The sequence below is a fragment of the Variovorax sp. OK605 genome, from assembly GCF_900115445.1.
Lineage (GTDB): Bacteria > Pseudomonadota > Gammaproteobacteria > Burkholderiales > Burkholderiaceae_C > Variovorax.
Map to the genome: position 1 here is coordinate 339,269 of NZ_FOWL01000005.1, position 12,183 is coordinate 351,451.

The following is a 12,183-nucleotide window of genomic DNA, read 5'->3' on the forward strand; positions in this document are numbered from 1 at the left end:
ACGTGCCCGCGATTTCGCGCGGGCGTGGCCTATGCTTGCGGTGCGTTCCCATACCGCTTCCCCACGATGTCCCTTCTCGTTGTCTTGCCCGATGAACCCGCCGGCCCGGTGCTGCCCGTGGCGCTTGCGAACGCACTGTCCGAGGCCGGGCTCGAGGTGCTCGGCGTTGCCGGCAGTGCGAGTTTCGCGCGGCAGGTCGAGGCCCTCGCGCCCCGGCAGGCCTTGATCTGGTTGCCTTCCCCCACACCCGTGACCACACCTGCACTGTTCGAGGCCTTGCGCGCATGGGCGGGCGTGCCGCCGTGCGCGCTGAGCCTGGCCAGCGCGCCATTGAGCGCCGCGCAGCACGACGAACTGGTGGCGCTGGGCGTGCACGCCTGGTTGCACATCGATGCGGTGGAGGCGGTCGATGCCGCCTCGCTCGCCGCGCTGGCGGCCCGCGCGCAGGCCCGCTGGCAGCGCGAGAGCGCCTTGCGCACCGAACTGGAGAACCTGCGCACCCGCATGGACGAGCGCAAGTGGGTCGACCGTGCCAAGGGCCTGCTGATGTCCGCGCGCGGCATCGGCGAGGACGAGGCCTTCGGCCTGCTGCGCGGTGCCGCGATGCACGCCAACCTGCGGCTGGGCGAGGTGTCGCGCTCGGTCATCGAGGCCGCGCAGTGGGCCGACGCGATCAACCGCGCGGGGCAGCTGCGCATGCTCTCGCAGCGCCTGGTGCGCCTGGCCGCGCAGCAGCTCGCCGGCATCGACGCGCAGCGCGCGCGTGTGCTGCGCACGCAGTCGGCCGAGCGGGTGCAGCACAACCTCGATCATCTCGCGGCCCTCGGGCTGGCGGCCACGGGCGCGCAGGCGCTGGCCGAGGCGCAGGGCGCCTGGACGGGGTTGTCGACCGCGCTGGCGGCGCGCCCGAGCGCCGCGGGCCTGACCGACATCGACCAGCGCGCCGAGATGCTGCTCGCGGCCGCCGAAACGCTGACGAAGACGCTGGAGGCTTCCGGTGCGCGGCGCGCGCTGCGCATCGTCAACATCTGCGGGCGGCAGCGCATGCGCGCGCAGCGCCTTGCCAAAGACGCGCTGCTGGCGTCCGTGCTCAAGGAAGGCACCGCCCACGCGCGGCTGGTGCCGACCATGGACGAGTTCGAGGCCGCGCTGCTGGAGCTGGAGCGCGCGCCGCTCAGCACCTCGGAAATTCGCGCGTCACTGGCGAGCGCGCGTGACGAATGGCTGCGGCTGGTGGGCGGCGTGCGCACGCTCGACAGCGCCGACGGCCGTGCCGCGCTGGTGCGTTCGAGCGACGCGCTGGTCGACACCTTCGAGCGCCTCACCGCCTCGTATGAACACAGCCTGCAAGTGATCATGTCCTGACGCCGGTGGGTGGGCCGGTGGGTGGGCAGGCGCTAGTTGGTGATGCCAGGCGGTGCAGCGCTTCAGGCCGCGGCCTTCTCCACGTGCGCCTGGCGCGTGTAGAGAAAGTCGATCACCGCCTTGCGCGCGTGCACGTAGGCCGGGTCTTCCGCCAGCTCGACGCGGTTGCGCGGGCGCGGAATGTTCACCGGGAGCACGTCGCCGATGGTGGCGGCCGGGCCGTTGGTGAGCATCACGATGCGGTCGCTCAGCAGCACGGCCTCGTCGACGTCGTGCGTGACCATGACGACGGTGCTGTGCGTCTTCTGCACGATGGCGAGCAGCTCGTCCTGCAGCTTGGCGCGGGTGAGTGCGTCGAGCGCGCCGAAGGGCTCGTCCATCAGCAGCACCTTGGGTTCCATCGACAGCGCGCGCGCAATGCCCACGCGCTGCTTCATGCCGCCGGAGATCTCGCCGGGCCGCTTCTGCGCGGCGGGCGTGAGGCCCACCAGCGCCAGCGCCGCGTCGGTGCGCGCGCGCAGCTGCGCCTTGTTCTCCGTGGCCGCGAACACGCGCTCCACCGCGAGGTACACGTTCTCGAAGCAGGTGAGCCAGGGCAGCAGCGAGTGGTTCTGGAACACCACGGCGCGCTCGGGGCCGGGGCCGGTGATTTCCTTGTTGGCGCACAGCAGCGAACCCTGCGTGGGCACGGTGAGCCCGGCGATCAGGTTCAGCAGCGTCGACTTGCCGCAGCCCGAGTGGCCGATGAGCGTGATGAACTCGCCCTTGGCCACGTTCAGGTTCACGTCGCGCAGCGCGACGAAGCGGCCCTTGGGCGTCTTGAACGCCTGCTCCACGCCGTGGATCTCGATGTACTTGCTGTCGTCGTTCATTGGAAACCTCCGCGCAGCAGCGCTGCGGTATTCGCCTTCGGAGCGGCCGTGCGGCTCATGACTTCACCTCTTCGAACGTGAACGCCGTGGCGAGCTTGATGAGCGCGAACTCCAGCACCAGGCCGACGATGCCGATCACGAAGATCGCGATGATGATGTTGGCGACGTTGAGGTTGTTCCACTCGTCCCACACCCAGAAGCCGATGCCGACGCCGCCCGTGAGCATCTCGGCCGCCACGATCACCAGCCACGCGGTGCCCACGGCCAGCCGCACGCCGGTCAGCATGTAGGGCAGCACGGCGGGGAACAGGATCTTCGTGAGGATCTTCCACTCGCTGAGGTTCAGCACCTTGGCCACGTTCATGTAGTCGGTGGGCACGCGCTGCACGCCCACGGCGGTGTTGATGATCATCGGCCAGATCGAGCAGATGAAGATGGTCCAGATGGCGGCCGGGTTGGCGCCCTTGAACACCAGCAGGCCGATGGGCAGCCACGCGAGCGGCGACACCGGACGCAGCAGGCTGATCAGCGGGTTGAACATGCGCGAGAGGAACTCGAAGCGGCCGATGGCAAAGCCCGCCGGAATGCCCACCAGCGCCGCCAGGCCGAAGCCCAGCGCCACGCGCTGCAGCGACGAAAGCACGTTCCAGCCCACGCCCTGGTCGTTCGGGCCCTTGCTGTAGAACGGATCGCTGAATACGGTCACGGCCTGTTGCCAGGTGGCCAGCGGCGTGGGAAAGCCGGTGGTGCTGCTCATGGCGACCAGCTCCCACACCAGCAGCAGCAGGCCGAAGCCCGCCAGCGGTGGGAGCACGCGCATCCAGAAGGCGCGCAGGTCGAGGGGGGTGCGAACGCGGGGCGTGGGCGCCGGGGCCAGAGCTGGGGCTGGGGCTGGGGTGGCGGCCACGGCGGTCACCGGGGGCTTGGCCGCCACGGCGGGCGTGGCGTGTGCGGTGGCCGCATCGAGCGGCGAATGAAAGACGGCGCTGACCATGGTGTGCTCCTCAGGCGTGGACCTTGAACGAATCGGCGTACTTCTTCGGGTCCTTGCCGTCCCAGACGGTGCCGTCCATCAGCTTGCTGGTGCGCATCAGGTCCTTGGGCACGCTGACCTTCATGGCGCCGGCGACGTCCTTGTACAGGTCGATCTGGTTGATCTGCCTGGCGACCGCCACGTAGTCGGGGTGCTCCTTCAGGATGCCCCAGCGCTTGTGCTGCGTGAGGAACCACATGCCGTCGGACAGGTACGGGAAGTTGACCGCGCCGTCGTCGAAGAACTTCATGTGGTTGGGGTCGTCCCAGGTCTTGCCCATGCCGTTGTCGTAGCGGCCCAGGATGCGCTGGTTGATGGCGTCGGCGCTGGTGTTGATGTAGCTCTTCTCGGCCACCGTGTCGGCCATCTTGGCCTTGTTCTGGAGGTTGGCGTCGATCCACTTGCTGGCCTCCATCACGGCCATCATCACGGCGCGGCAGGTGTTGGGGTTCTGCTTGACGAACTCGGCGCGCGTGCCCAGCACCTTCTCGGGGTGGTCCTTCCAGATGTCCTGGGTGGTGATGGCGGTGACGCCGATCTTGTCGATGATGGCGCGCTGGCCCCAGGGCTCGCCCACGCAGAAGCCGTCCATGTTGCCCACGCGCATGTTGGCCACCATCTGCGGCGGCGGCACCACGATCACCTTGGCGTCTGCCACCGGGCTGATGCCGGCGGAGGCCAGCCAGTAGTTCAGCCACATGGTGTGGGTGCTGGTGGGGAAGGTGCCGGCGAAGGTGTATTCGCGCTTCTCCTTGGCCATGAGCTTCGCCAGCGAGGGCGCGTCGACCGCGCCCTTGTCGGCCAGCGCCTTGGACAGCGTGATGGCCTGGCCGTTGCGGTTCAGGCCCATGAGCACCGCCATGTCCTTCTTGGGGCCGCCGACGCCGACGTGCACCCCGTAGACCAGGCCGTAGAGCACGTGGGACATGTCGAGTTCGCCGTTGACCAGCTTGTCGCGCACGCCGGCCCAGCTGGCCTCCTTGCTAGGCACGATCTTCACGCCGTACTTCTTGTCGAAGCCCAGCACCGAGGCCATGACCACGCTGGCGCAGTCGGTCAGCGGAATGAAGCCGATCTTCACTTCCTGCTTCTCGGGCTTGTCGGAGCCCTGGGCCCAGACGGCCGCGCGCAGGGCGGGGTCGATGCCCACGGCGCCGATGGCGGCGGCTTGCAGTACGCGGCGTCGGCTGAGGCGGGTTTTGAGCAGATCGGTCATGGGGCGGGGCTCCGGTTGAAAACGAACAAGACGGGAAAGACAAAAACAAAAAAGGCGTCCGCACCGCGCAGGGGCTGCTCGAAAACGAGCCCTTGCGGGGTGGGGACGCCTTTGTCCGGTGGGTGGGAAGCACCCGCCGTTGGGTGCCGCCTGCCTGAAGGCCCGGTGAGGGGCCTGTGGGCTGGCTACTTGCAAGCGGTGTGCCAGCTCTTGCGGCGGCTTGCCTGCTATCAATGGGGTAGCGCGGTGCGGCCTGCCGGCGCGGGGAAGGGGATCAAAGGCCTCCGGGTCCGGGGGCAGGCACGGTTGTTGTGCACTGCACCAACTTGAACGCCCTTGAACGCCTTGGAACGTGTTTGGACGCGGGGGTGCTCAGCGCGGCGGCGCGCGGTCGAGCATGGGCAGGTAGTCGGCCATGGCCAGCATCGACTCGGCCACGTCGATCAGCCGCCGGTTCTGGTTCATGGCGGTCTGGCGCAGCATCTTGTGCGCCTCGTCCTCGCTGAGGCGGCGGTGCGCCATCAGCAGGCCCTTGGCGCGCTCGACCACTTTGCGTTCGTTGAGCGAGGCACGCACGGTCTCGAGCTCGTCGCTCATGGCCTGCAGCCGGTGCGACTGCTCCTGGACCATGTCGAGCACCGAGCGCTCGAGGTGGCGCCCGAACTGCGCGGGCGCCGCCGACTGGGCGTCGGCGTCGTCGAAGAACGTGGCGCCGGCCTGCGGCGCCAGCGTGTCGAGCAGTTGCCGGTATTCCTGCAGCTCGCTGCGCGCCTGGGCGGTCTTGCGGTCGCACAGCGCGCGCAGGTCGGCGGCCAGGCGGTCCTCGACGGTCTTCATGGCGTCGATGCGGCGGGTGCAGCAGTCGAACCAGTCCTGGCTCAGCGCGCCGTCGGCCGGCGCGGTGGTGGCGCCGCGCCGGCGCATGCGTTCGAGCTCGGCCAGCATGGCGTCGGGCTGGCTGTCGCGCCACAGCGCGAGCACGGTGTCGCCCGAGAAATCGGTGAAGACCTGGAAACAGCGCTCCTGCGACTCGATGAGGTGCAGCCACTGCAGGCGCTGCGCCTCGTCGCTGCGGCCCAGCGCCAGTGCCGCGGCGCCGAAGGCACGCTCCTGGCCGGCGAATTCCTTGCCCTGCATGAAATTGAACATGGCCACCAGCAGCCGCGAAATTTCGGGGTCGGCGGCGCCGTCGGCCGCCTCGAACACCACCGACAGCAGCCCGGCCACGAGCTTGGCGAAGGCCGCGACGGCCTGCGCCGGCTTCAGCGCCAGCGTGTCGACGCGCTTGCGCAAGGCGGGCAGGGCGTCCAGCCCGGGCAGCACCCAGGCGATGCGGCTGAAGAGCCGCGCGCCGTTGCCGGTGCCGGCGCCGCGCTGGCTCTCGGCCTCCAGCTGGTCGAAGCCGGCGCGCACCTCCTGCTCGAGCGCCAGGCATTCGGCGATCTGCGGGGCGCGCTGCCCGGCGAAGCGGCTGCCGCGCGTGGCCAGGAAGATGTTCGACATGCCGCGCTCGCGCTGCAGCGCGTGGACCAGGCGGCCGATCACGCTCACCAGCTCGCTGGTGCGGGCGAGCTGGTCCAGCTCGTCGATTTCGCAGCGGCGGGCGGCGATCAGGAAGCTCAGTCCGGTTTTCATGCGTGGGGGCGAGGGGAGACGAACCGGTCGCTGCAACATCCGTGCCGCTTGTCCCTTCGCGGGCAACCGCGGCAGGCGGCACCTACACTCGGCGGCATGCTCTTGTTGGGAATCGAATCATCCTGCGATGAAACCGGCGTGGCGCTGGTCGAGTCGCACGGCGACGCGCTGCCGCTGCTGCGTTCGCACGCGCTGCACAGCCAGATCGCCATGCACCAGGCCTACGGCGGCGTGGTGCCCGAACTGGCCAGCCGCGACCACATCCGCCGCGTGCTGCCGCTCACCGAAACCGTGATGGCCGAGGCCGGCCGTTCGCTGGCGGAGATCGACGTGGTGGCCTACACGCGCGGCCCCGGCCTGGCCGGCGCGCTGCTGGTGGGCGCGGGCGTGGCCTGCGCGCTGGGCGTGGCGCTGGGCAAGCCGGTGCTGGGAGTGCATCACCTCGAAGGGCACCTGCTGTCGCCGTTCCTGAGCGCCGATCCGCCGGAGTTTCCGTTCGTCGCGCTGCTGGTGTCGGGCGGCCATACGCAGCTGATGCGGGTCGACGGCGTGGGCCGCTACGAGCTGCTCGGCGAAACCATCGACGACGCCGCCGGCGAGGCCTTCGACAAGAGCGCCAAGCTCATGGGCCTGCCGTACCCCGGCGGCCCGTGGCTCGCGAAGCTGGCCGAAGACGGCAATGCCACGGCCTTCAAGCTGCCGCGCCCGCTGCTGCACAGCGGCGACCTCGACTTTTCGTTCGCCGGCCTGAAGACGGCCGTGCTCACGCAGGCCAAGAAGCTCGGCGACCAGCTCGAAGCCAACAAGGCCGACCTGGCCGCGTCGACGCAGGCGGCCATCGTCGAGGTGCTGCTGAAGAAGTCGCTGGCCGCGCTCGAGCAGACCGGGCTCAAGCGCCTGGTGGTGGCGGGCGGGGTAGGGGCCAACAAGAACCTGCGCGAGCAGTTGAATGCGGCATGCGCCAAGCGCAAGGTGCGCGTGCACTACCCCGAGCTGCACCTGTGCACCGACAACGGCGCCATGATCGCGATGGCCGCGGCCATGCGGCTGCAGTCGGGCCTGTCGCAGGCGAGCGAGCGCTACGCCTTCGACGTCAAGCCGCGATGGCCCATGGCGTCGCTGTCGGCTGAGGCTGCTTAGCGGCCTGGCGTGCGCGGCCGAGCGCAGGCAGCGGCAGCACGTCGAGCATGTTGCGCCAGAGCTGGCGCCATTGCGGCCAGTCGTGGCCGCCCTCGGTGGTGAACACCTGGCCCGACGGCAGCGCGTCGGCCAGCAGCTTGTGGTTGCTGACGAAGCGGTCCTCGAGGCCGAAGCCCAGGTACAGCGGCGGCAGGTTCTTCGAGGTCTGGTCCTTCAGGTACTGCTGGAAGAAGGGCCAGAGCTTGCGGTCGGGTTCCTCGTCGGGCTGCGGGCCCGTGGGCGCCTGCCACATGCGCAGGCCGCCGGCCTTCTTGATCTCCGCGCCTAGCACGCGCCGCCCGAGGTAGGGGGCGAGGGCCACGATGCCGTCGACCGAGCCCGGGCGCGCCAGTTCGTGAATCAGCGCGCCGAAGCCGCCGATCGAAATGCCCACCAGCCAGATCGACTTGTAGCCCTTGGCGCGCTGCGGCTCGATGACGTCGGTGTGCAGGCGCTCGCTGAGCGTCTGCTCGTAGTAGTAGGAGACATCCGCGTCCACCAGCAGCGCGTCGGCTGCCAGGTGGCGCTCTCGCACCGCGCTGATGAAGCCCTCTCGCTCGAACTCGTCGGGCTTGAGGTAGGCACCCGGCAGAAAGATCAGCAGGGCGTCGGATTGCTCGTCGGGGTTGGCGGGCTGAAGGTGTGTTTGCATGGTGCCGTGAGAGGGCACCCGACCCGCACCGTCATGGAACTCGATGCGTTTACGAGACGCCCACGAAGAAGAAAGTTCTAAGAAAACGTCACATCATGTGACGTTATGCGGCCCTATTGTGAATAGGGAGCACGATCAAAGTCAAAAAGAACCTTTGCTGACACTTTCTTCTTGTGGGCTTAGGGCTGGCTAGTTGATCTGCAACTGCGCAGCCTGGCTCACCGGCACCCGCTTTCCGAGCTTCAGCGTGAGCACGCCGTTCTCGAGCTTGGCTTCGCTGGTGGTCACATCGATGTCCAGCGGCAGCTCGTACGCGGCCTTGAACTGGCGCTTGGCTTCGGCCTTGCTGTCGATGCGCACCACGGCGCCTTCGATGCCGATGGCGAGGTCTTCACGCGCGAAACCCGGCACGTCGAGCGAGAGGGTCCAGCTCTTGTCGTCCTGCTCCACGAGCGGCGAACGGTGGGCACCGGCGAAGGCTTCGCTGGCGAAGCGTTCGAAGGCGCGGTCATAGGCGCGGGGGGCGAAGCGGGTGGTGCGAACGTTGGGGGCGAAAAACATGATGAAGAACTCCTGAATCAACACAATGGGGACAAGGAATGTGTGTCCCTTACACTGCGCGGCCGTTCAATCGTGAGTGCCGCTTGAGACCTCATCTAGGCGCGCCGGCACGCGTTTCAAGACAATGAATCCCCCCTTTATTTGGCGTCGCGAGGCCTTGAAATTCGCGGCGCTGGCGCTATGCGCGCGCCCCTTCGCCGCGCTGGCGCAAGCCACTTCTTCGGTACCTGCAGCGCCTTCCGCGCCCATCCGGCTGGCGCTCATCGAAAGCTTGAGCGACCCCTTTGCGAACACCGGCGAGGCGGTCTTTCGCAACCTGCTGTGGGCGGTGGAGCGCGTGAATGCGCGCGGCGGCGTGAAGCTGCCGGGTGTGCCGGGTGGTGCCAGGCCGCTGCAACTCGACCGCTACGACAGCAAGGGCCAGAACGAAGAGGCGCTCTCCGCATTGCGCGCCGCGATGGACGACGGCGCGCGCATCGTGCTGCAGGGCAACTCGTCGGCCACCGCCGCGGCGCTGGTCGATGCCATCGACAAGAACAACGAACGCGACCCGTCGCGCCGCGTGATCTTTCTCAACTATGCGGCGGTCGACCCGGCGCTGACCAACGAGCGCTGCAGCTTCTGGCACTTCCGCTTCGACGCGCATGCCGACATGCGCGTGGCCGCGTTGATGGACGCGGTGAAGGACGACGCTTCGCTCAAGCGCGTGTACCTCATCGGGCAGGACTACAGCTTCGGCCAGGCGGTGCTGCGCGAGTCGCGCCGGCAGCTCGGCGCGCAGCGGCCCGACGTGCAGATCGTGGGCGACGAGTTGCATCCGATGGGCAAGGTGAAGGACTTCGCGCCCTACGCCACCAAGATCATCGCGAGCGGCGCGCAGGCGGTGGTCACGGGCAACTGGGGCAACGACCTCACGCTGCTGGTGAAGGCCGCGCGCGAAGCGGGTTTCAACGGCACCTTCTATACCTTCTACGGCAATGCGCTGGGCGCGCCGGCGGCCATCGGAGACGCGGGCATCGGCCGCGTGATCGCGGTGGCCGACTGGCTGCCCAACGTGCAGACGGCGCAGTCGGAAGCGTTCTACCGCGCCTTTCGCGCGCGCTTTCCGAAGCCGGCCGACGACTACGTGCACATGCGCCTGCAATTGATGATCGAGGCGCTCGTGCAGGCGATCGAACGCGCGGGCAATGCCGATGCGGTGCCGGTTGCGCGTGCGCTCGAGCAGGCCGACGTGAGCCTGTACGGCCAGCGCGGACGCATGCGCGCGACGGACCACCAGTTCCAGCAGCAGCTGGTGGTGGGCGTGATGGACCGCAAGGGCAGGCCGGGCGTGCAGTTCGACGTCGAAGGTTCGGGCTACGGTTTTCGCGTGGTGAAGACCATTGCCCCGGAGCGCGCCGAGCTGCCCACTTCGTGCAAGATGAAAAGACCTTGAAGATGAACAACAGGACCCCCAGCCATGCGTGAAGCCATCCACAACCTCGAAGCGTCGAAGATCCGCGAAGTCGCCAATGCCGGCATGGGCCGCGACGACGTGCTGGCCTTCTGGTTCGGCGAGAGCGACGAAGTGACGCCCGAGGTGATCCGCCAGGCGGCCATCGAATCGCTGCAGCGCGGCGAGACTTTCTACGCGCACAACCTCGGCCTGCCCGAGCTGCGCGAAGCCATCGCGCGCTACACCAGCGCGTTGCATCCGGCGGTCGACGCGGCACGCATTGCGGTCACCTCGGGCGGCGTGAGCGCGCTGATGCTCGCGGTGCAGGCGCTGGTCGACGCGGGCGACGAAGTGGTCGCGGTGACGCCGGTGTGGCCCAACCTCACGGCGCAGCCCGCCATCATGGGCGCGCGGGTGCGCACGCTGCCGCTGGTGCCGGTGAACGGGCAGTGGACGCTCGACCTGGGCGCGCTGCGCGCGGCGGTCACGTCGAAGACCAGGCTGCTGATCGTCAACGCGCCCAACAACCCCACGGGCTGGACCATGACGCGCGACGAGCAGCAGGCCGTGCTCGACCATTGCCGCCAGACCGGCACATGGATCCTGGCCGACGAGGTGTACGAGCGCCTGTACTTCGAGCCGACGCCCAACGCGTGCGCGCCGAGCTTTCTCGACATCTCGAAGCCCGACGACCGGCTCGTGGTGACGCACAGTTTCTCGAAGAGCTTCCTCATGACGGGCTGGCGCCTCGGCTGGCTGGTGCTGCCGCCGTCGATGGTGGAGGGCATCGGCAAGCTGATCGAGTTCAACACCTCGTGCGCCAGCGTGTTCACGCAGCGCGCGGCCATCACCGCCATCGCGCACACGGGCGAAATCACGCCGCGCGTGGTGGCGCACCTGAAGCTGTGCCGCGACACGCTGGTGCCGCTGCTGGCCGCATTGCCGGGCGTGCAGGTGGCGCCGGCCAAGGGCGGCATGTATGCCTTCTTCCGGCTCGAGGGCTTCGACGATTCGTTCGAAGTGGCCAAGCGGCTGGTGGCCGAAGCGGGCCTGGGCCTGGCGCCGGGCAACGCCTTCGCGCCCGAGGCGCAGGGCTGGCTGCGCTGGTGCTTCGCGTCGAAGGACCCGCAGCGGCTGGTGAAGGGCGTGGAGCGCCTGCGCGGCTGGCTGGCGGAGCAGCCGCAGCCCAAGGGCTGAAGCCGGGCCTGAACCCGGGCCGAACCCGGGCCCGAACCCGGCTGCAATTTCGTTCAATACGCGGCGCGACCGGGCCGCGAAGCTCGGCCTTTCCTTGAAAGCGAAAGGTCTGGCATGTCGGAACGGTTGAAGGGCATGGCGCTGTGCGCGCTGGCGATGGTCACGGTGGGCAGCACGGTGGTGGCCAGCAAGGTCATCGCGGGCGGCCTGCCGCCGTTCACGGCGACGGCGCTGCGCTTTGCGATGGCGCTGCCGGTTTTCCTTTTGCTGCTGCGGCTGACCCGCACGCCGTGGCCGCGGCCCGATCGGCGCGACCTGGCGCTGCTGGCGTGCCAGGCGGGGCTGGGGAGCGTGGGCTACACGGTGCTGCTGATCCTGGGCGTGCGCTGGGCGCCGGCCGCCAGCGCGGGCGTGGTGGCGGGCACCTTGCCGGCGGTCGCAGCGCTGGTGGCGGTGATCGCGCTGCGCGAGCGGCCAGGCCGCTTCCTGGTCGGAAGCATCGTGCTGGCGACGGCCGGGGTGCTGGCCATCAGCTGGCCCGGCACGGGCGCAGCAGCAGCAGGGGACTCAAAATCCCCTGCGGCGATGCTGGGCAACCTGCTGGTGCTGGCCGCGGTGGTCTGCGAGGCGGGGTTCATCCTGCTCAACAAGCGCCTGCGGGTGCCGGTGCGTCCCTTGGCGCTGTCGGCGCTCATGACCGCATTCGGGCTGCTGCTGTCGCTGGTTCCGGCGCTGTTCGAGCGGGCCTGGGAGCAGCCGGTGCCGGCGGCGGCGCTGGCCGGGGTGGCGTACTACGCGCTGGTGCCGACGGTGCTCGGCTTCGTGCTGTGGTTTGCCGGGTCGTCGCGGCTGCGCGGGGCCGAGGCGGCGCTTTTCACGGCGGTGCTGCCGGTCTCGGCGCTGGTGCTGGCGGCGCTCTGGCTGGGCGAAAGCATCAGCCTGGCGCAGCTTGCCGGGGCCGCCTGCGTGCTCGGCGCGGTGGGGTTGGCGTCGCTCGACGGCAGGGTTCCGGGCGGCTTGAAAGCCCGGTGAAAGTGC

At 69.0% G+C, this 12,183-nt stretch carries 11 protein-coding genes; 5 read left to right on the plus strand and 6 right to left on the minus strand.

Features of this window, described 5'->3' with window-relative positions; translation table 11 throughout:
* The first annotated feature begins 66 nt into the window (after nt 1-66).
* On the plus strand, nt 67-1,365 hold the full coding sequence (locus tag BM013_RS15835) for an ANTAR domain-containing protein (protein ID WP_256221522.1): 1,299 nt from the start codon (nt 67-69) through the stop codon (nt 1,363-1,365).
* Between the two features lie 62 nt (nt 1,366-1,427).
* Here BM013_RS15835 and BM013_RS15840 read toward each other — a convergent pair whose 3' ends face one another.
* From BM013_RS15840 to BM013_RS15855, 4 genes are all read right to left on the minus strand, one after another.
* A complete protein-coding gene (locus BM013_RS15840) occupies nt 1,428-2,237 on the minus strand; it encodes an ABC transporter ATP-binding protein (protein ID WP_093128556.1) in 810 nt (269 codons plus the stop codon).
* Nucleotides 2,238-2,292: 55 nt separating this feature from the next.
* The gene (ntrB, locus tag BM013_RS15845; RefSeq protein ID WP_093128557.1) at nt 2,293-3,231 is read right to left on the minus strand and encodes a nitrate ABC transporter permease; all 939 of its coding nucleotides are present in this window, start codon (nt 3,229-3,231) and stop codon (nt 2,293-2,295) included.
* A 10-nt stretch (nt 3,232-3,241) separates the two neighbouring features.
* Nucleotides 3,242-4,486, minus strand: a complete 1,245-nt coding sequence (locus BM013_RS15850) for a CmpA/NrtA family ABC transporter substrate-binding protein (RefSeq protein ID WP_093128559.1) — start codon at nt 4,484-4,486, stop codon at nt 3,242-3,244.
* A 372-nt stretch (nt 4,487-4,858) separates the two neighbouring features.
* Nucleotides 4,859-6,121, minus strand: a complete 1,263-nt coding sequence (locus tag BM013_RS15855) for a nitrate regulatory protein (protein ID WP_093128560.1) — start codon at nt 6,119-6,121, stop codon at nt 4,859-4,861.
* A 96-nt stretch (nt 6,122-6,217) separates the two neighbouring features.
* Here BM013_RS15855 and tsaD point away from each other — a divergent pair, with 96 nt between their 5' ends.
* On the plus strand, nt 6,218-7,261 hold the full coding sequence (gene tsaD / locus BM013_RS15860; RefSeq protein ID WP_093128562.1) for a tRNA (adenosine(37)-N6)-threonylcarbamoyltransferase complex transferase subunit TsaD: 1,044 nt from the start codon (nt 6,218-6,220) through the stop codon (nt 7,259-7,261).
* On the opposite strand, the gene BM013_RS15865 is transcribed toward tsaD, so the two are convergent.
* Nucleotides 7,215-7,952: an alpha/beta hydrolase-fold protein gene (locus BM013_RS15865; protein ID WP_093128563.1), complete on the minus strand. Its 738-nt coding sequence runs from the start codon at nt 7,950-7,952 to the stop codon at nt 7,215-7,217. The genes tsaD and BM013_RS15865 overlap by 47 nt on opposite strands.
* Nucleotides 7,953-8,141: 189 nt before the next feature.
* The gene (locus tag BM013_RS15870) at nt 8,142-8,513 is read right to left on the minus strand and encodes an Hsp20/alpha crystallin family protein (RefSeq protein ID WP_093128565.1); all 372 of its coding nucleotides are present in this window, start codon (nt 8,511-8,513) and stop codon (nt 8,142-8,144) included.
* A 124-nt stretch (nt 8,514-8,637) separates the two neighbouring features.
* Between BM013_RS15870 and BM013_RS15875 the strand changes: the two genes are divergently transcribed.
* The 3 genes from BM013_RS15875 (at nt 8,638) to BM013_RS15885 (ending at nt 12,177) form a co-directional block, all read left to right on the plus strand.
* Nucleotides 8,638-9,948, plus strand: a complete 1,311-nt coding sequence (locus tag BM013_RS15875; RefSeq protein ID WP_093128566.1) for a branched-chain amino acid ABC transporter substrate-binding protein — start codon at nt 8,638-8,640, stop codon at nt 9,946-9,948.
* Between the two features lie 24 nt (nt 9,949-9,972).
* Entirely contained in the window at nt 9,973-11,145 is a 1,173-nt protein-coding gene (locus BM013_RS15880) for a pyridoxal phosphate-dependent aminotransferase (RefSeq protein ID WP_093128568.1), read from the plus strand.
* A 114-nt stretch (nt 11,146-11,259) separates the two neighbouring features.
* A complete protein-coding gene (locus BM013_RS15885) occupies nt 11,260-12,177 on the plus strand; it encodes a DMT family transporter (protein ID WP_093128569.1) in 918 nt (305 codons plus the stop codon).
* Nucleotides 12,178-12,183: the final 6 nt, after the last annotated feature.

Bases quoted from the DNA above. Each gene is read 5' to 3' on its own strand.
- BM013_RS15835 (WP_256221522.1), top strand. From the start codon at position 67: ATGTCCCTTCTCGTTGTCTTGCCCGATGAACCCGCCGGCCCGGTGCTG.
- BM013_RS15840 (WP_093128556.1), bottom strand. From the start codon at position 2,237: ATGAACGACGACAGCAAGTACATCGAGATCCACGGCGTGGAGCAGGCG.
- ntrB (WP_093128557.1), bottom strand. From the start codon at position 3,231: ATGGTCAGCGCCGTCTTTCATTCGCCGCTCGATGCGGCCACCGCACAC.
- BM013_RS15850 (WP_093128559.1), bottom strand. From the start codon at position 4,486: ATGACCGATCTGCTCAAAACCCGCCTCAGCCGACGCCGCGTACTGCAA.
- BM013_RS15855 (WP_093128560.1), bottom strand. From the start codon at position 6,121: ATGAAAACCGGACTGAGCTTCCTGATCGCCGCCCGCCGCTGCGAAATC.
- tsaD (WP_093128562.1), top strand. From the start codon at position 6,218: ATGCTCTTGTTGGGAATCGAATCATCCTGCGATGAAACCGGCGTGGCG.
- BM013_RS15865 (WP_093128563.1), bottom strand. From the start codon at position 7,952: ATGCAAACACACCTTCAGCCCGCCAACCCCGACGAGCAATCCGACGCC.
- BM013_RS15870 (WP_093128565.1), bottom strand. From the start codon at position 8,513: ATGTTTTTCGCCCCCAACGTTCGCACCACCCGCTTCGCCCCCCGCGCC.
- BM013_RS15875 (WP_093128566.1), top strand. From the start codon at position 8,638: ATGAATCCCCCCTTTATTTGGCGTCGCGAGGCCTTGAAATTCGCGGCG.
- BM013_RS15880 (WP_093128568.1), top strand. From the start codon at position 9,973: ATGCGTGAAGCCATCCACAACCTCGAAGCGTCGAAGATCCGCGAAGTC.
- BM013_RS15885 (WP_093128569.1), top strand. From the start codon at position 11,260: ATGTCGGAACGGTTGAAGGGCATGGCGCTGTGCGCGCTGGCGATGGTC.